This window comes from Veillonella sp. AF36-20BH (genome assembly GCF_003602765.1).
Taxonomy (GTDB): domain Bacteria; phylum Bacillota; class Negativicutes; order Veillonellales; family Veillonellaceae; genus Veillonella; species Veillonella hominis.
In genome coordinates this window covers 32,350-49,359 of record NZ_QTLR01000007.1, presented here as the reverse complement: position 1 = coordinate 49,359, position 17,010 = coordinate 32,350, and the positions used below count along the sequence as shown (strand labels likewise).

Sequence of the window (17,010 nt, the reverse complement as noted above, 5' to 3'; positions counted from 1 at the left end):
CAAAATCACCAGATTTTTACGATTTTATGAGTGTTTTATGATAAAATAAAAGGTATGAATACTTCAACAACTAGGTCTATTACCTATAATGGCGACAGAATTGAATATGAGTTAACCATCAAGCGTGTGAAGAATATGAACATGCGCATTACAAAGGATGGGGTGATCCATGTGTCGGCGAATGCCTATGTGCCGGATTATAGGGTGGACAAGTTTGTTATCGAGAATATGCCCTTCATTGAGCGGGCTCGTTATAAGATTGATGCATTGAATGCCAAGCGCGTCGATGCGTTGCAGTATGTGAATGGTGAAAGCTTATCAATCCTCGGCATTCCTGTTACGTTGCGTCTAGTTGAGCAGGATGGAAAGCCTCATATTGGCTTTGACGGAAAAGCCATCCTTACCATGGTAGTGCCTCGAGGTACGACCTATGAAGCAAAGCATAAATTAATGCAAAGTTATTGGCGTAATTTAGGGGAGAAGGTTTTTGTCCACTGGGCAAAGGTCGTGTATCAACGCTACCACAAGCAAGGTATTGATGTACCTATGCCAACCATAAAACAGCAGCGTATGAAGAGTCGTTGGGGTTCTTGTACGCCAGCAAAGCAGCTCATCAAGATGAACACGCGCTTATTAGAGGGGCCACAGGCGTATATTGAGTACGTCATGGTTCATGAGTTTGCTCATTTTAAATATTTAGACCATTCCAAGAACTTTCACAATCTAGTGGCACAGTTTTTGCCAGATTGGAAGGCTCGCAAGAAGTCATTGAACGTGTATTTTGCTCATCGCCCTTAAAGGAGGTGTACCATGCAGCCATTTGTACATTTACATAGTCATACAGAGTTTAGTTTGCTAGACGGCATTAGTCGTTTGCCTGACATGGTACGTCGTGCGAAGGAGTTAAATCAGCCAGCCCTTGCCATTACGGACCATGGCAATATGTACGCAGCCATTTATTTCTATAAAGAGTGTATAGCCCAAGGCGTTAAGCCTATCATTGGTTGTGAAGTATATGTAACGGAAAACAGCCGATTTGATCGTCCCGAAGGTCGCAGCCGAGAACGATTAAAACATCTTATCTTGTTGGCGGAGACCATGGAAGGGTATCGTAATCTCGTAAAAATCGTGTCTAAAGCATCTACGGAAGGTATGTTGTATCGCCCTCGTGCAGACCGCGATTTATTACGCCAATACAGCAAGGGCATCATTGCCCTCAGTGCCTGCATTCAAGGGGAAATCCCTCAGTATATTCTGCAAGATAATATGGACGCTGCTAGACGCTCTATTGAGTGGTATATCGAGACATATGGGAAGGATAATTTCTTCTTAGAAATTCAAAATCATGGTCTCCCAGAGGAGGCAAAGGCGCAAGAGGAGCTCATTAAGCTCAGTAAGGAATACGATCTTGGCATCGTAGCGTCTAATGACTTCCACTATGTCTTAAAAGAGGATGCGGACGCGCAAGATATTAAGGTATGTATTTCTACAGGCCGTCGTCGTGCCGAGGTAGACCGTTTAAAATTCCCTAATGATGAGTTCTATCTAAAATCTGGGGATGAGATGGCTCAGTTGTTCTCACATATTCCTGGGGCTATCGAAAACACTTTAAAAATTGCAGAGCGATGTAACGTAGAATTCAATTTCGACGAACATCATTTGCCACACTTTGATGTACCAGAAGGGGAAACGTCTAAAACCTATTTACGTAAGGTTTGTGAACGAGAAATCCCACGCCTTTATGGTGAAACGTCTGAAGAGTTACAAAAGCGTTTAGACTATGAGTTAGACGTTATCGGTACGATGGGCTTTGAGGACTATTTCCTCATCGTATGGGACTATGTACGCTATGCTCGTGAGCACGATATCTTAGTAGGTCCTGGTCGTGGTTCAGCGGCAGGTTCTGTAGTGGCCTATCTACTTGGCATTACAGGTCTCGATCCATTAAAATACGATTTGCTCTTTGAACGGTTCTTAAATCCAGAGCGGGTAAGCATGCCCGATATCGATATTGACTTCTGCTATGAAAAGCGTGGTCAAGCTATCGAATATGTAACGCGAAAATACGGACAAGCTCGCGTATCTCAGATTATTACCTTTGGTACTGAGGCGGCTCGTGCTGTAATTCGTGACGTAGGTCGCGTGCTCGACTTACCTCTGGCGGAAGTAAACCGCATTGCGAAGATGATACCCAATGAACTAGGGATTACCTTAGATAAGGCTCTGCAAGGGAAAGAGTTAAAGGCCTTATACGAAGCTGATGCCAATGTTAAAGAGTTATTTGATTTTGGTAAAAAGCTAGAAGGTATAGCGCGGAATTCATCGACTCATGCGGCGGGCGTCGTAATTTCTGCGGACCCTCTCGATGACCACGTTCCTGTACAAAATGCCAACGAAGAAGGCTTTGTTACACAGTACGATAAGGATAACATCGAGGAACTAGGCCTCTTAAAGATGGACTTCTTGGGCCTCCGTACCTTAACGGTTATGGGGGATGCCTTAAAGCTCATTAAGGCGAACCGCGGTATTGACCTCGATTTAGATGCTATTCCACTAGATGATAAGGCAGCGTGTGATATCCTCACAAAAGGTGACACGTCTGGCGTATTCCAGCTCGAATCAGAAGGTATCACCAAGCTCGTTATGGACCTTAAGCCAGAACATTTTGAAGACTTAATTCCGTTGGTAGCCTTGTACCGTCCAGGCCCACTAGGCTCTGGCATGGTGGCGGACTTTATCGACCGCCGTCACGGTAAAAAAGAGGTTACCTATTTACATCCTATATTGGAACCGATATTAAAAGATACCTTTGGTGTAATCTTGTACCAAGAACAGGTTATGCAGATTGCATCCGCCATGGGCGGGTTCTCCCTTGGGCAAGCGGACTTAATGCGCCGCGCGATGGGTAAGAAAAAGGAATCTGTTCTAAAGGCTCAGCGAGAGTCCTTTATTCAAGGTTCCATAAATAATGGTATAGAAGAGTCCATTGCAAATGAAGTATTCGACTTGCTCGTATACTTTGCTGGCTATGGCTTTAATAAATCACATAGTGCGGCTTATGCGTACATCGCATACCAAACGGCGTACTTGAAAGCCCACTATTTCCCTGAATTCATGGCTGCTACCATGACTAGCTTCATGCAGAATATGCAGAAATTGACGTACTATATCAATGCCTGCAAGAAACACAATGTTAAGGTGCTCGGTCCAGATATTAACTATTCTGAGCGCAGCTTTGCCGTACAAGGTGATGCCATTCGTTTCGGTCTTGGGGGCATCAAGAATGTAGGGGACAATGCCATCGATCGCTTGATTCGCGAGCGCAATGAGCACGGCCTCTATACAGATATAGTAGATTTCTGTAAACGAGTGGACAACAAGGTTGTTAATAAACGACTTCTTGAAAGTCTCATTCGCTGCGGCGCTATGGATGGCTTTAAGGAAAATCGTAACCAATTATTGCACATGTATGAAAGCGCACAAGCCGTTGGTGCTAAAGAGCAAAAGGATGCCGCTATGGGCACTATGAACCTCTTTGGCGATATGGAAGAATCTGTCGATTTTATCCCTGTTCCCAATGTGGAGGATTTATCGGAAGACGATAAATTAAAGGATGAAAAGGAATATACCGGCTTTTACATTACGGGGCATCCATTGCAAGGATATGCGAAGGAGTTGGAGGGCCTCTTTGAACTGGGTGCTCTCGTAGAAAATCCAGAGCAATACGATGGTCAAACCATTACCTTTGGCGGTCTCATCGAAAATAAATCAGACCGCATGACGAAGCGCAATGAGGTTATGTCCATTCTTCGCATTGAAGATTATTCTGGTGCGGCTAATGTAGTGGCATTCCCTAAGGTCTTTAGTCAAAGCCAGCAATTCATTGCAGTCGATATGATTGTTAAGGTAAAAGGCCGGGTTGATGCGGATGAAAAAGGTGTGCAAATCATTGCAGACCGTATTACGCCATTAAAGGTAAACTATGGGCAGGCAAAACAGGTGGCAATCCACATTTATAGCCAATATGATACACCAGAAAATAGCGAAGCCTTAAAATGCGTGTTGACTAGCACTGCTGGCTCTGTGCCAACGTCATTATATTTACACCGTCAACGAAAACGGATTAATCTGCCACCAAATATGTGCTTTGACCCTAGTGATGAATCCATTAGGGCTATTGAATCTATTCTAGGGGAGGGCTCCGTAGAGGTACAGTAAACATATAATGTTAACGCAAGTATGTGCGACATGTAATGAGCATATATAGGTGCAACATGTAATAAGCATATACTTGATACAATAAGTATATAAATGGTGTAGAGAAACATATGTTGCGTGAGGCACAGATAGCTTTCACCAACATTGATATAATAAGAAATGAACTATCCTATCTAGGGATTGCTTTCATAGGAGGGATTATGAAACGTACAAAAATTGTATGTACTGTAGGTCCAGGAACGGATAAATTTGGCATCTTAGAAGATATGATGCGGGCTGGCATGAACGTAGCTCGTTTTAATTTCTCTCATGGATCCCACGAAGAGCAAGCGGAGCGCATGCAAATGGTGCGCGATGCAGCGATGATTGTGAATAAACCAATCGCATTATTGCTCGACACAAAAGGTCCTGAGGTTCGTCTTGGTCTATTTAAAGAGGGCAAGGTATTCCTCGAAGCCGGTCAACAATTTACGTTGACTACAGATGATGTGGAAGGTACAAAAGAGATTAGCTCCGTAAACTACAGAGGTCTTACAGGCGATGTGTCCGTAGGGGATAAAGTCCTCTTGGCTGATGGGCTTGTAACACTTATTATCGATGCTATCGAAGGTAATAATATTGTTACAACTGTTCAAAACAGCGGGGAAATCGGTAATCGCAAGCGCGTAGCCGTACCAAGTGTAGCACTAAGCTTGCCACCCGTATCTGAACAGGATGAAGCAGACTTGCGCTTTGGTTGTCAACAAGGGGTAGACTTTGTGGCTGCATCCTTTATGCAACGTGGTAAAGACATTGTGGCGATTCGACGGATTCTTGAGTCTGAGAAAAAAGACATCAAGATTATCGCGAAAATTGAAAATGCAGAAGGCGTTAAAAATATCGACGAAATCTTGGAAGTAGCTGACGGTCTCATGGTTGCTCGTGGCGATCTCGGCGTAGAAATTCCTGCAGAAGAGGTGCCAGTACTTCAAAAGATGATGATTGAAAAATGTAATGACTTGGGGAAACCTGTTATTACGGCGACACAAATGCTCGAGTCTATGATTCAAAACCCACGTCCAACACGGGCGGAAGCAAGTGACGTAGCCAACGCCATTTTGGATGGTACTGATGCGATTATGTTGTCTGGCGAAACGGCTAATGGTTCCTATCCTGTAGAAGCTGTTGCAACCATGACTCGCATTGCAGAGGTAACGGAGAAGGCTGCAATTTATGATAGCTATAGCCGCGCTCGTGAGGATGAAGAAATGACTACCACAAGCGCCGTATGTTTGGCTAGCGTGCGCGTAGCTCAAAACCTCGGGGCCACAGCTATTTTGACATGTACTGAATCTGGTCACACCGCACTTAGTGTGGCTCGTCATCGTCCAGATTGTAAAATCATCGCTGTTACACCTCATGAGGAAACTATCCGTCGCATGCAATTATGCTGGGGCGTAGAGGCTATCAAGGGGCATGAAATCATTAACTCCGATGAAATGGTTAAACAAGCCATTACTGGTGCTCTCGGCACTGGCGCCATCGAGTCTGGTGACCTCGTAGTTGTTACCGCTGGGGTACCATCTGGTGCCACAGGTACGACCAATATGATTCGCGTTCATATTGCAGGTCGAGTGCTCTTGTCTGGTAATGGTATTTTACGTAAATCCGTTACAGGTAATGTGTACATTGCGGCTAATCATAAGGGTAATTATGAAAGTTTCAAAGACGGCGATATCCTCGTGGTAGGCACAATGGAGCCTGAATTGATGGCCATTGCCAAACGTGCTGGTGGTATCATCGCAGTAGAAGACGGCTATACATCGGACAGCGCTATTGCGGGCATTACCTATGGTATTCCTGTTATCTTAGGCGCTAAAAATGCCCATGAAGTGCTCCTCGAAGGTCAAGAAGTGACTATCGATGGCGAACGTGGTAAGGTATTTGCGGGCATTGCCAATGCTCGATAATCGCTATAAGTGATAATTAAATAAGGAGGGATAGTATGAATCCATATAATGTAACAGGACCTACTGCAGCTGAGGTTGCACAGGTTGAAAGTATCGTATCTCAACGATTAAAAGGCTCTTTCTTGTGGATGATTGTAGGCTTACTTACAACTATTGGTGTTGGCTTTGCTGCATTAGTGAATCCAAATTGGTTACGCTTTGCATACCAAAACTTTAATATTATCTTATTAGTAGAGCTTGGTGTGGTATTCCTATTTAGTGCTCGTGCATATTCTGCTAATGTAATGACGTTACGTGGTATGTTCTTCCTCTATAGTGCTTTGAATGGCCTCACATTGACCTTGGTATCCTTGCGATACAATGTGTTTGATGTTGTTATTCCGGCGTTAATAGGTACTCTTGCTTTCTTCATTGGCTTTGCAGTGGTAGGGGCTACAACTAAGCGTAATTTATCATCCCTTACACCATATGTGATGGCGGCATTGTTCGGCATGATCATCGTATCCTTGGTGATGATGGGGGCCCGCTTCTTTAACTGGACTGTACTCAGTGGCTTTAGTGATACTGTTAGTTTAGTTCTAGGTTATGTAGGTGTTGTAGTATTCTCTATCTTTACAGCTATCGATGTGAACCGCATTAAAAATAATGTGACACAAGTGGCGCTCATGGAGGATGAAACAATTTTAGACCGCATTGAAATTACAGGTGCTTTGAGCCTATACTTAGATTTCATTAACTTATTCTTATCCTTATTGCGCATCTTTGGTAATAAGCGATAATAAAGGAGTTTGTATGGACGATAGAGAATGGCAAACCTTTGTTACTGTTGTGGATGAAGGCAATATTACAAGGGCTGCAGAAAAATTATTTTTATCGCAACCAGCATTGAGCTATCGGTTGCGCCATATAGAAAAAGCCTTGGGCCATTCTCTGTTGTTGCGAACTGCTGAAGGGATTGCCCTCACGGCACAAGGCGAAATTTTCTATGATTACTGCAAGCGAATGATGCAAGAACAAGAGGCTTTGGAGAATGCTATGAATTCCGCCTCTGGCAAGATTCAAGGGACATTGAAAATCGCATCATCTATTAACTTTGCAGACTATGAACTACCAGCCTTATTGAGAGCTTTCCGAGAACAATATCCAGATGTTCACATTCAAGTGAAGACTGCTTTCAGCCATCAAGTGGTAAAAATGTTTAATACCGGTGACTGTATGGTCGCCTTTGCTCGTGGTGGTTATGATGTGTCTGGCAAGTCTGAATTGTTACTAGTAGAGCCATATTGTTTAGTATATAAAGAATTAGTGCCACCTGAATCCTTAGTAAAAGTACCATTCATTAAATACCAAACAGATGCATCGGTGGCAAATATCATCGAAACTTGGTGTGCAGAACATTTTGACGAGCCCCCAAGTGTGGCGATGGACGTAAATTCTATGAGTACGTGTCGTCACTTTGTGCGCGCAGGTCTAGGATGGTCTATCTTGACCTATATGGGACTTGGATCCTGTAAGGATAAAGATATCTATGTGAGTCCATTGCGTAGCAAAGATGGTGAATATATTACTCGTGATACTAATATGGTGTTCACAAAAGATGCGGAAAACTTGGTTGTAGTAAAAACATTTATCGAATATGTCCGTAATTACTACAAAGAACATACCGTAGTGGATGACAGTATTTTTAGGGAATATAAAGCATAGGATGCATTATATTAGAGTATATCTATGAGATTTTCTAACTGTTTATCCATGCTGTTTCAGTATTGGACTTTTTCGATATAATAACTCATAATATAGATTAAGATCAATATAGTACCATGTAAGTGCATGTATATCCTCTTTGGGGAGGTATACATGCATTTTTTTCATTTGAAACTACAATTCTATGCTTAAAATGCATAAAAAGTATGATTAGTAGATATAAAAGTTTTTATAACCCCTATAAAGGTAATCTATTTTTCATATTACTTTTAAACATTTATAATGAGGGTAGACTTAATCAATGTAATCGACGTCGCGAGCGGTTATGTTGTTAAAGACTAGATGATTTTATGTATGCCTAAGTTAGTTAAGAAAGGGAAAGACACACATGAAAGACAAATTATGGCGCATTGGCCTTATGGTTGCCATCGTCGCATTTATGTGGTTCGGTGGCACACCTGAAGGCCTCAAACCAGAAGTATGGAAATTATTTGGTATTTATTTAGCTACTATCGTGGGCTTGGTATTAAAACCATTCCCAGTTCCTATTACAGTATTATTAGGTGTTGCTACATCTTCTGTTTTATTGAACAATACAAAAGACGTATTGGTTGGTTACAGTAATACAGCATTGTGGTTGATCTTCGCAGCCTTCGCTTTATCCGTTGCATTCGGTAAAACTGGCCTTGGTCACCGCATTGCGTACTACTTGGTTCGCGCTTTTGGTAGTACAACACTTCGTCTTGGTTATGTAACTGCATTCCTTGATATGATCTTATCTCCTGCAACACCATCCAACACAGCTCGTGCGGCAGGTATCGTATATCCAATCAACTTGTCCATCGCTGAAGCAGTTGGTTCTTACCCTGGTGAGACTGCTAAAAAAGCAGGTGCTTACCTCTTGCAGAATGGTTACTTTGCAACTAAAGTAACATCCTTCTTCTTTGCGACAGCAATGGCGCCCAACTTATTGGCTTTAGACTTCATTACTAAATTGACTGGTGTAACTTTAAACTGGGCTCAATGGGCATTAGCTATGTTCGTACCTGGTTTCATCATGTTAATGCTTATCCCACTTATTGGCTACATGTATGAACGTCCAAGTGTAAAAGACATCGACAACAAGAAAATTGCTGCTGACGGTTTGGCGGAATTAGGACCTATGAAAGCGTCCGAAAAAGGTCTTATCGCTATCGCACTTCTTGCAATCGTAGGCTGGATTCTTCCTACTTTTGATGTTACTCTTAATGCAACAGCAGTTGCTATCGTAGCGATGCTTGCTACATTCGTATTTGGTATTATTACTTGGGATGATTTGCTCAAAACTAAAGCTGCTTGGAACACATTGATTTGGTTTGGCGGTATCTTGGGCTTATCCTCTGCATTGACTAAAGGTAAATTCTTCGAATGGTTGGCTAAATACTTAGAAACTCACATGAACTTCGGTTTAGATCCATTCATGATGCTTATCCTTATCTCCATTGTTTCCGTTGCGGTTCGTTACTTCTTCGCATCTGGTACTGCATACATCTCCGCGATGCTTCCAGTATTCTTGATTTTAGGTGTTAACGCAGGCGTGGATCCTACATTACTTGCTTTCATCTTGATCGGCACAAACTCCTATGGTGGTTCCGTAACTCACTACGGTGCTGCTCCTGGTCCAATCATCTTCTCCGCTGGTTACAACAACGTAAAAGATTGGTGGACAGTTGGTTTGATTTCCGCTTTAGTATGTTTAGTATTGAACTACGTAATCGGTATCCCTTGGTGGAAAATCACTGGTTTCATGTAATATGAAGCTTTCACTATGGAGTGTTAGAATTTAATTGTTAGTATTCAATGTCTGTACTGGGCTCTCGCGACGAGCCTGTACAGACTTGAACTTTATATATGTTTCACAACGAAAGGATGCAACATGGCACAATTAGTAAAAGCTGCGCAAGCTGGCTTCGACGAAAAAAATGATGCATTAGTAACGGTTGAACCGATTGCTAGCGGTATCGAAATTGAATTAACATCCAAAGTTATCCGCCAATACGGCGACCAAATTAAATCCGTTATCTTGAACACAGTGAAAGAAGCTGGTTATGATGGCGTAAAAGTAATCGTACAAGATAAAAATGCTTGGGATTACACAATTAAAGCTCGCGTATTAGGTGCATTGGAAAGGGGGAGCAAAGCATAATGGCTAACGATAAAACATTCCCAGAAGTTAAAACAAACCCATTAACAGAGGCTGCTAAAAAACGTTTGTCTCGTTCCATGATGTTCGTACCGGGTAATACACCTAAAATGATTAACAGTGCAGATATTCACGGTGCTGACTCCATCATGATCGATATCGAAGATTCCGTGCCAATTACAGAAAAAGACACAGCTCGTCTTTTAACGGCAGAAGCATTGAAATCCCGTAAATTCCGTGCAGAAACAGTTGTTCGTATCAACCATCCTACACAAACTCCTTATGGCTATGACGATCTTGATGTCATCGTTCCAGCTAAACCTGATATGATTCGTTTACCTAAAACTGAAGATGTTTCTGAAGTTGAAATCGTAGCGAAGAAGATTGAAGAAGTGGAAAAAGCTAACGGTTGGCCGGAAGGTACAATCAACATTATCGTAGCTATCGAATCCGTTCGTGGCTTATACAATGTTCGTGAAATCTGCCACGGCCCTCGCGTAGTTGCTATCGCTCTTGGCGCTGAAGACTATCGTGCAGACCTTCGCACAGGTAAACATAAACCAGCTGTAGAATTGTTGTTCGCTCGTCAAACAATCCTTCATGCAGCACGCGAAGCAGGTATCCGCGTAATTGATACAGTATTCTCCGATGTGAAAGACCCACAAGGTTTCCGCGAAGAAGTTGAATTCATTAAAGCTTTGGGTTATGATGGCAAATCTTGTATCCACCCAAGCCAAATCAAAATTATCCACGAAGTATTCACTCCTGACGAAAAAGAAATCGCTCATTCCGTTAAGGTATTGAACAGCTATGCAGATGCATTGCGCAACAATAAAGGCGTAATCTCCGTAGATGGTAAAATGATCGATGGTCCTATCGTAGTTCGTGCACAACGCGTAGTTGATAAAGCACGTGCAGCAGGCATTAAAGTTGAATTAGAGGAAGGAGCAGAATACGATGTTAAATAAAGTAGGTCGCGATATCCCAACAAATATCCCAGCACTAGAAGGTCGCGAAGTATATCAAGGTGAATTCGCTATTGAACCTAAAGCTCATCGCACAGGTAAACCTGTACACATGAGCCGTGTTGGTACTAATAAAGTACTTGCTTCCATCGATGAAGCAATCGAAAAAGCTGGCGTAAAAGATGGCATGACTTTGTCCTTCCATCATCACTTGCGCAATGGCGACTATGTAATGAAAATGGTTATGGAACGCGTTCAAGGAAAAGGTATTAAAGACATTACAATCGCGTCTTCTTCCTTATCCCCATGCCATGAATTCTTGGTAGAAATGATTCAAGACGGCACTGTAACAGCTATTGAAACATCTGGCTTGCGCGATCGTCTTGGTAAATTCTTAACTCAAAACCCAGGAGTATTGAAACGCCCTGTAGTGATTCGTTCTCATGGTGGTCGTGCTCGTGCTATCGAATCTGGTGAAGTTCATATCGACGTAGCTTTTATGGGTGCTCCTACAGCTGACCCACGTGGCAATGCTACTGGTCGTATGGGTAAATCCGCATGTGGTGCTCTTGGCTATGCTAAAGTTGACTCCCACTATGCAGACACAACTGTTATCATCACTGATAACTTAGTTGACTATGTGCACAACTATGCAATTCCTCAAACTGACGTAGATTATGTTGTTGAGGTTGAAAGCATTGGTGATCCAGAAGGTATCGCTTCTGGTGCGGTAGGTTTCACTAAAAACCCTATCCAAATTAAAATTGCTGAACTAGCTGGTGAATTCCTTGACCAAGCAGGCATCATTAAAGATGGTTTCGTATTTCAATTGGGCGCTGGCGGTGCTCCATTGACAGTTGCAAAATTCATCGCTGAAAAACTTCGCAAACGCGGTGAAGTAGGTGGCTTCGCTATCGGTGGTGCTACTGGTATCTTGACTGGTATGCTTGAAGAAGGCTTGATTCGTGCAATTTACGATACTCAAACATTCGATACAACTGCAGCAGCTTCTTTAGATAAAAACCCTGCACACATCGAAATGTCCGCTTCCATGTATGCTAACCCATGGACTGACTGCACTACAAACTACCTAGACGTAGTATTCCTTGGTGCTACTGAAATCGACCTTGATTTCAACGTAAACGTAATGACTGACTCTAACGGTGTATTGATGGGCGCTTCTGGCGGTCACTCCGATACAGCAGCAGGTGCTAAATGTACAGTTATTACTTGTCCATTGATCCGTGGTCGTTTGCCAATGATCCGTGACAAAGTTGCAACTGTAATTACACCAGGCTCCTCCGTTGATGTACTTGTTACTGAATACGGTATTGCAATCAACCCAGCTCGTACTGATTTGATTGAACGCTTCAAAGATAGCAACTTGCCTATCTACACAATTGAAGAATTACAACAATTAGCATTCGACTTGGTAGGTAAACCACAAGATATCCCTGTATCCGACAAAGACGAAGACATCGTGGCAATCGTAGAATACCGCGATGGTTCTATCCTTGACGTGGTTCGTAAACCTCTATAATTGAGTAGGGGTTGGAGTCCGGTAGAGTCCGTTTGGGTTTCGCTGTCAACTCACCATCCCATGCTAGTAAGTTAATACAAAGACCCGCTCCATGAGTTCGAGGACCATGAAGCGGGTCTTTTTGAATTTATGCGTTGTTTTATTATTAACTTCAAAGATAGAAATAAAGTCTAATGTGGCAAATATGGTACATGATTATAGTTATACTTTTACTATAAGAAGATTGGAGACTTTTAGGAGGTAGTTTTTATGTATCGTTGTATTGCCAATTTAGAGATTGATCTAGATGGGTTAGGTGAGTTTTATGGTGAAATAGGCGAATATGAAATACTAAATATGTACCAAATAATATCAGCGTGGTTACAGGATGATTTAGATGGGCCTAATCCAGAAAATACAGTATTCGGTGTATCAGAGTATGCCTTAAACTGGATGTCTATATTGACTGGAGATATTTCTTATCGTAACCTATTTGATATGGGGAGTTGTAAGGTTGGTAATCGTTATGAAAGTATTGATTATTTATATGCAAAATTTCTACAAACATTAGAGAATAGTAAACAGCTTGAACCTGAATATGAATCCCTATGTTTAAATCATATAAACGTGATGTCACAGTATATAGAAATTACTCTAACCTGTAGTCAAAATATAGACTTTATATTATTTATAAAACATTGGTTACGTAATTGTAGTACTTATAAACATCCGATATACTATAGGATAAAGGATGCATTTTATATTACGCTTTAACTATAGGAGAGAGCATATGAGCCAAGTTTTTAAACAAGATTTAACAGATACTTCAGTCCGACCAGGTGGTATTTTTTTCGTTGAGTTATTGATGCCAGAGCAGTGTGATATGCCTGGCCGCGATACAATGGTAGAGGTACTCACAAAGTATTTAGGACCTGTGGATTGTTTTGATCATCGTCGTGATTCCGCAGGTTTTGCACCTCAGAATTATAAGGTGCATTACGAGGATACTGATGCAGATATTCCACCGACCTTGATGGTGACGAATTGTGAGAAAATCGATAAGCCTGTATTAGATGATTTTGATCGTAGTCAGGTATGGGATTGTCCAAATGTGGATGAGTTATTAGCAGAGTGCCAATACAGGGTGTTTGCTACGGATATGTTAGCCTCTGGTTTAGCGGCCAAAGAACGTGCAGATATGCTTGTAAAGTATGTAGATGCATTACTAGAATTATATCCCTCTTGTAAAGCCGTTGTATTTGGACCATCTCGTAAGTTCTTAAGTCGAGAATCGATTGAAAATCATCCTGATAAAGAGGTGACTCGTTTCATGTATTATGCTGTAAATGTGCGTTATTTTAGTATTCAAGGTACCAATGATATGATGGTAGATTCTGTGGGTATGAGTACATTATTTTTACCTGATTTACAGTATCACTTTCACGGTGTAGATCCTAATCATGTAGTATTTCATGCTTATAATGTGTTGAATTATATTTTCGAACATGGTGATATAATAGGTGATGGGGAAACCATTGCGGGGTTACAAAATGGCGAGATGAATCAGGATATTCAGTGGAAGGTTCAATACGAGGATTCTTTAATCCAGCCCGTTCGAGAGGTTCTAGATATTAATATGGGTGAATACGCATCTGGAACTCGGTAGTTGTTAATCAATGAAAGGTGTGAGCATTATGAGTGATCAACGTGTTTTTGATATGGAACTTGTGAAAGTTGAAAGTTTGGAGAACGCTGTTAGGACGCCATTTTATCAAACTGATTCCACAGGTGGTTCAGTATGGGTTATTAAACCTGGTCAAATCTTACCAAAACATTATCATCATCACTCTGATGATATATGGGTTATATTGCAAGGCAAGGGTGTATTTTATCCAACGCCTAATACAGAGGTGCCTTTTACAAAGGGGCAAGTTATAGTATCTAAAAAGGGTGAATGTCATGGTGCAAAAAATACTGGAACGGAAGATATTGTCTTTGTGAGTATCGTTGCTCCAGTGCCTGCTGATTATGATCCTGTTAAGACTAATTAATATGAAAGCACTTTATAGTATTTTCTTCTCTTGTGATAGAGATATATTCATACTATAAAGTGCTTTTTTATTTTATACAGTCATTTCTAGCGAATATACCTTTTCTATTTTATATGTCATTATTTTGGTTTTACTATTCCTATTTGTTATTTCTATACTCTATAAAATTCCATTGACAGAGGACGTTTGTTCTTTTAAGATGGTAAAGTATGTAATATTTTAATAAGTAGAAAGGAATTATATGAACTCATCTACACTAGAGCCTCAAAGTGGGGATATCAATTTCAGAGATTTTACGAAACGTCGTATGCTTCACGTAGTCTTACCATTGTTTATTGTTTCTATTATTGCCTTCCTGGATCGCGTTAACATTGCTTATGCAGGCTTGACTATGAAGGAGAATTTACCATGGTTGACGCCAGAAGTATTTGGTATGGGGGCAGGCATTTTCTTTATTGGTTATGTTTTGTTTGAAGTGCCTGCATCTTTAATTGCAGCTCGTTGTAATGCTATGCATTGGGTGGCGCGTATCATGTTTAGTTGGGGGCTCGTATGTATTCTTATGACGACGATGACCACTGAGTTGGAATTTTATGTTTATCGATTTTTACTTGGTCTATGTGAGGCTTCTTTATATCCTGTAATTTATTCATTACTCATTCCAAATTGGTTCTTGCCAAAGGAGCGAGCGAAGGCAATCTCCTTGATGTTGACATCTTTATTGTTCTCTAACATCATTGGTGGGCCATTGGCAGGTATTTTATTGGATACAACGTTCTTTGGTCTACATGGTTGGCGTACACTCTTTATCGTTGAAGCTATTCCTGCTGTGATCTTTGCGTTCATTTTCGCATTCTGGATGAAAGAGCGTCCTGAACATGCATCTTGGGTAACTGATGTAGAAAAGGTATATATTAAAGCCGAGCTTGAAAAAGAAGAGCAACAAAAGCAAGCCGCAAAGAAATATACTATTTGGCAAGCGTTAAAAGACCCAAAAGTATTGCGTTTAGCGTTAATCTATTTCTTGTGGGTTATTGGTTTCTGGGGCTTTAGTTTTTGGATGCCTCAAGTTCTTAAAAGCTTATCTGGATGGCCACCAAGCGTGGTAGCGTGGTCTATTGCTATTCCAATGACAGCAGCCTTACTTGTACAAATATACTGTGGTTACTCTTCTGAAAAGCGCAATGAAAAACGTTGGCACGTTGCTACTACATTGTTCATTGGTACTATTGGTTTCTTAGCAACACCACACAGTCCATCTCCAGAAGTTAGCTTATTCTTTATATGCTTAACTGCAGTAGGTGTTTACGGTGGTATGGGTGTATGGTGGACCATGCCAACAACCTTCTTATCTGGCGCTGCTGCAGCGGGGGCGATGGGACTCATTAACTCTTCAGGTAATATGGGGGGCTGGGTAGGTCCTTATATGCTTGGATTCATCAATGGTCACACTGGTAGCTTTGCTTATGGTTACTATGTAATGGGGGCTTGTATGTTCCTTGCTGGTCTATTAATTTTGACACTTCCAAAATCTATGGAACATAAAGAGGATTAAGTAGAGCTATATTATAGATAACTAGATTATAGACAACTTAATAGGAAAATATTTAACGAATGCTTCAATGGTGTGATTTTGGATACTATTCAATTTTATGTTACAATTTACAAAATAGTATTATTTAAACTTGAGGAGACAAATATTGAAAGAGTGTAGACCTAAGTTTGATGAAATTACATCATTTGATGAATTTAATAAATATTATTGGTATCGTGATGAACTTTCACAAATATGTAAATCATTAGGATTAGAATATAGGGGAACAAAACAAGAACTCAATTATATTATTGAGCAGTACTTTAAAGGCGATTTAATTAAAAAATCATCAATAAAAAATAGAAGAAGGCAAGTGGAAAGTATTACTTTAGATACACCATTACTTGAATGTAATTTTTCCTTTAATACGAAGTTTAGAGAATATTTCTCTGCTTTAATAGGTGTTTCACGATTTAAATTTAATGCTGATATGGCTACTGCCTGGAGAAAAGTAAAAAGTGAAAAAAATACAAGCTTTACAATTGGAGATTTGCTGAAAGTATATTATGGTGAATCAGATTATGCAAAGTATGACAATTCGGTTTGTCAATGGAATCAATTTTTTAAGGATTTTTGTGCAGACGAATGTAGTGGCAATTATTCGAATAAATTAAAAGTAGCATCTATTATTTGGAAAGAAGTTAGAGATTCAAAAAATGAAAAAATTTATTCAAAGGAGCTTTTAAGTGAATATGCATATAAATTAGAAGCGTATCGCAAGTAGAAGCAACTTGTCGTTGCAGAGATGTATGGGAAAACTAGCAATTAAATCTATAATAGAATAACGATAAAAGCACCTTATATCCTATGAGAAGAGTCATTTGTGAT

At 40.8% G+C, this 17,010-nt stretch carries 14 protein-coding genes; all 14 read left to right on the top strand.

The annotated features are described in order from the left end of the window. Positions 1-30 precede the first annotated feature (30 nt). On the top strand, positions 31-798 hold the full coding sequence (locus tag DW000_RS08125; RefSeq protein ID WP_101928438.1) for a SprT family zinc-dependent metalloprotease: 768 nt from the start codon (positions 31-33) through the stop codon (positions 796-798). 12 nt (positions 799-810) lie between these two features. Beyond that, positions 811-4,218 carry a DNA polymerase III subunit alpha gene (locus tag DW000_RS08120; RefSeq protein ID WP_101928437.1) on the top strand — a complete coding sequence of 1,136 codons (3,408 nt, stop codon included), beginning with the start codon at positions 811-813 and terminating at the stop codon, positions 4,216-4,218. 200 nt (positions 4,219-4,418) lie between these two features. Continuing rightward, the gene (pyk, locus tag DW000_RS08115) at positions 4,419-6,167 is read left to right on the top strand and encodes a pyruvate kinase (RefSeq protein WP_120055983.1); all 1,749 of its coding nucleotides are present in this window, start codon (positions 4,419-4,421) and stop codon (positions 6,165-6,167) included. 35 nt (positions 6,168-6,202) lie between these two features. Further along, positions 6,203-6,946: a Bax inhibitor-1/YccA family protein gene (locus tag DW000_RS08110; protein ID WP_120055981.1), complete on the top strand. Its 744-nt coding sequence runs from the start codon at positions 6,203-6,205 to the stop codon at positions 6,944-6,946. A 13-nt stretch (positions 6,947-6,959) separates the two neighbouring features. After that, entirely contained in the window at positions 6,960-7,871 is a 912-nt protein-coding gene (locus DW000_RS08105) for a LysR family transcriptional regulator (RefSeq protein ID WP_120055979.1), read from the top strand. A 388-nt stretch (positions 7,872-8,259) separates the two neighbouring features. Beyond that, a complete protein-coding gene (locus DW000_RS08100) occupies positions 8,260-9,663 on the top strand; it encodes a DASS family sodium-coupled anion symporter (RefSeq protein ID WP_012864718.1) in 1,404 nt (467 codons plus the stop codon). 123 nt (positions 9,664-9,786) lie between these two features. Continuing rightward, entirely contained in the window at positions 9,787-10,056 is a 270-nt protein-coding gene (citD, locus tag DW000_RS08095) for a citrate lyase acyl carrier protein (RefSeq protein WP_004696923.1), read from the top strand. Then, the gene (locus tag DW000_RS08090) at positions 10,056-11,021 is read left to right on the top strand and encodes an aldolase/citrate lyase family protein (RefSeq protein WP_004695279.1); all 966 of its coding nucleotides are present in this window, start codon (positions 10,056-10,058) and stop codon (positions 11,019-11,021) included. Before citD ends, DW000_RS08090 begins: the two co-directional genes overlap by 1 nt. Then, positions 11,011-12,558 carry a citrate lyase subunit alpha gene (gene citF / locus DW000_RS08085; protein WP_120055977.1) on the top strand — a complete coding sequence of 516 codons (1,548 nt, stop codon included), beginning with the start codon at positions 11,011-11,013 and terminating at the stop codon, positions 12,556-12,558. Before DW000_RS08090 ends, citF begins: the two co-directional genes overlap by 11 nt. 249 nt (positions 12,559-12,807) lie before the next feature. Continuing rightward, positions 12,808-13,311, top strand: coding sequence for a hypothetical protein (locus DW000_RS08080; protein ID WP_120055975.1), 504 nt, complete (start codon positions 12,808-12,810; stop codon positions 13,309-13,311). A 16-nt stretch (positions 13,312-13,327) separates the two neighbouring features. Continuing rightward, on the top strand, positions 13,328-14,203 hold the full coding sequence (locus DW000_RS08075; protein ID WP_120055973.1) for a DUF4261 domain-containing protein: 876 nt from the start codon (positions 13,328-13,330) through the stop codon (positions 14,201-14,203). A 28-nt stretch (positions 14,204-14,231) separates the two neighbouring features. After that, a complete protein-coding gene (locus DW000_RS08070) occupies positions 14,232-14,588 on the top strand; it encodes a cupin domain-containing protein (RefSeq protein WP_024066296.1) in 357 nt (118 codons plus the stop codon). Positions 14,589-14,829: 241 nt separating this feature from the next. Then, on the top strand, positions 14,830-16,143 hold the full coding sequence (locus DW000_RS08065) for an MFS transporter (RefSeq protein ID WP_120055971.1): 1,314 nt from the start codon (positions 14,830-14,832) through the stop codon (positions 16,141-16,143). Positions 16,144-16,288: 145 nt separating this feature from the next. Continuing rightward, complete coding sequence (locus DW000_RS08060) at positions 16,289-16,906, top strand: SAP domain-containing protein (protein ID WP_120055969.1); 618 nt, start codon at positions 16,289-16,291, stop codon at positions 16,904-16,906. Positions 16,907-17,010 lie beyond the last annotated feature (104 nt).

Excerpts from the sequence above, each read along its gene's own strand:
- DW000_RS08120 (WP_101928437.1), top strand. The coding sequence starts at position 811 with ATGCAGCCATTTGTACATTTACATAGTCATACAGAGTTTAGTTTGCTA.
- pyk (WP_120055983.1), top strand. The coding sequence starts at position 4,419 with ATGAAACGTACAAAAATTGTATGTACTGTAGGTCCAGGAACGGATAAA.
- DW000_RS08110 (WP_120055981.1), top strand. The coding sequence starts at position 6,203 with ATGAATCCATATAATGTAACAGGACCTACTGCAGCTGAGGTTGCACAG.
- DW000_RS08105 (WP_120055979.1), top strand. The coding sequence starts at position 6,960 with ATGGACGATAGAGAATGGCAAACCTTTGTTACTGTTGTGGATGAAGGC.
- DW000_RS08100 (WP_012864718.1), top strand. The coding sequence starts at position 8,260 with ATGAAAGACAAATTATGGCGCATTGGCCTTATGGTTGCCATCGTCGCA.
- citD (WP_004696923.1), top strand. The coding sequence starts at position 9,787 with ATGGCACAATTAGTAAAAGCTGCGCAAGCTGGCTTCGACGAAAAAAAT.
- DW000_RS08090 (WP_004695279.1), top strand. The coding sequence starts at position 10,056 with ATGGCTAACGATAAAACATTCCCAGAAGTTAAAACAAACCCATTAACA.
- citF (WP_120055977.1), top strand. The coding sequence starts at position 11,011 with ATGTTAAATAAAGTAGGTCGCGATATCCCAACAAATATCCCAGCACTA.
- DW000_RS08080 (WP_120055975.1), top strand. The coding sequence starts at position 12,808 with ATGTATCGTTGTATTGCCAATTTAGAGATTGATCTAGATGGGTTAGGT.
- DW000_RS08075 (WP_120055973.1), top strand. The coding sequence starts at position 13,328 with ATGAGCCAAGTTTTTAAACAAGATTTAACAGATACTTCAGTCCGACCA.
- DW000_RS08070 (WP_024066296.1), top strand. The coding sequence starts at position 14,232 with ATGAGTGATCAACGTGTTTTTGATATGGAACTTGTGAAAGTTGAAAGT.
- DW000_RS08065 (WP_120055971.1), top strand. The coding sequence starts at position 14,830 with ATGAACTCATCTACACTAGAGCCTCAAAGTGGGGATATCAATTTCAGA.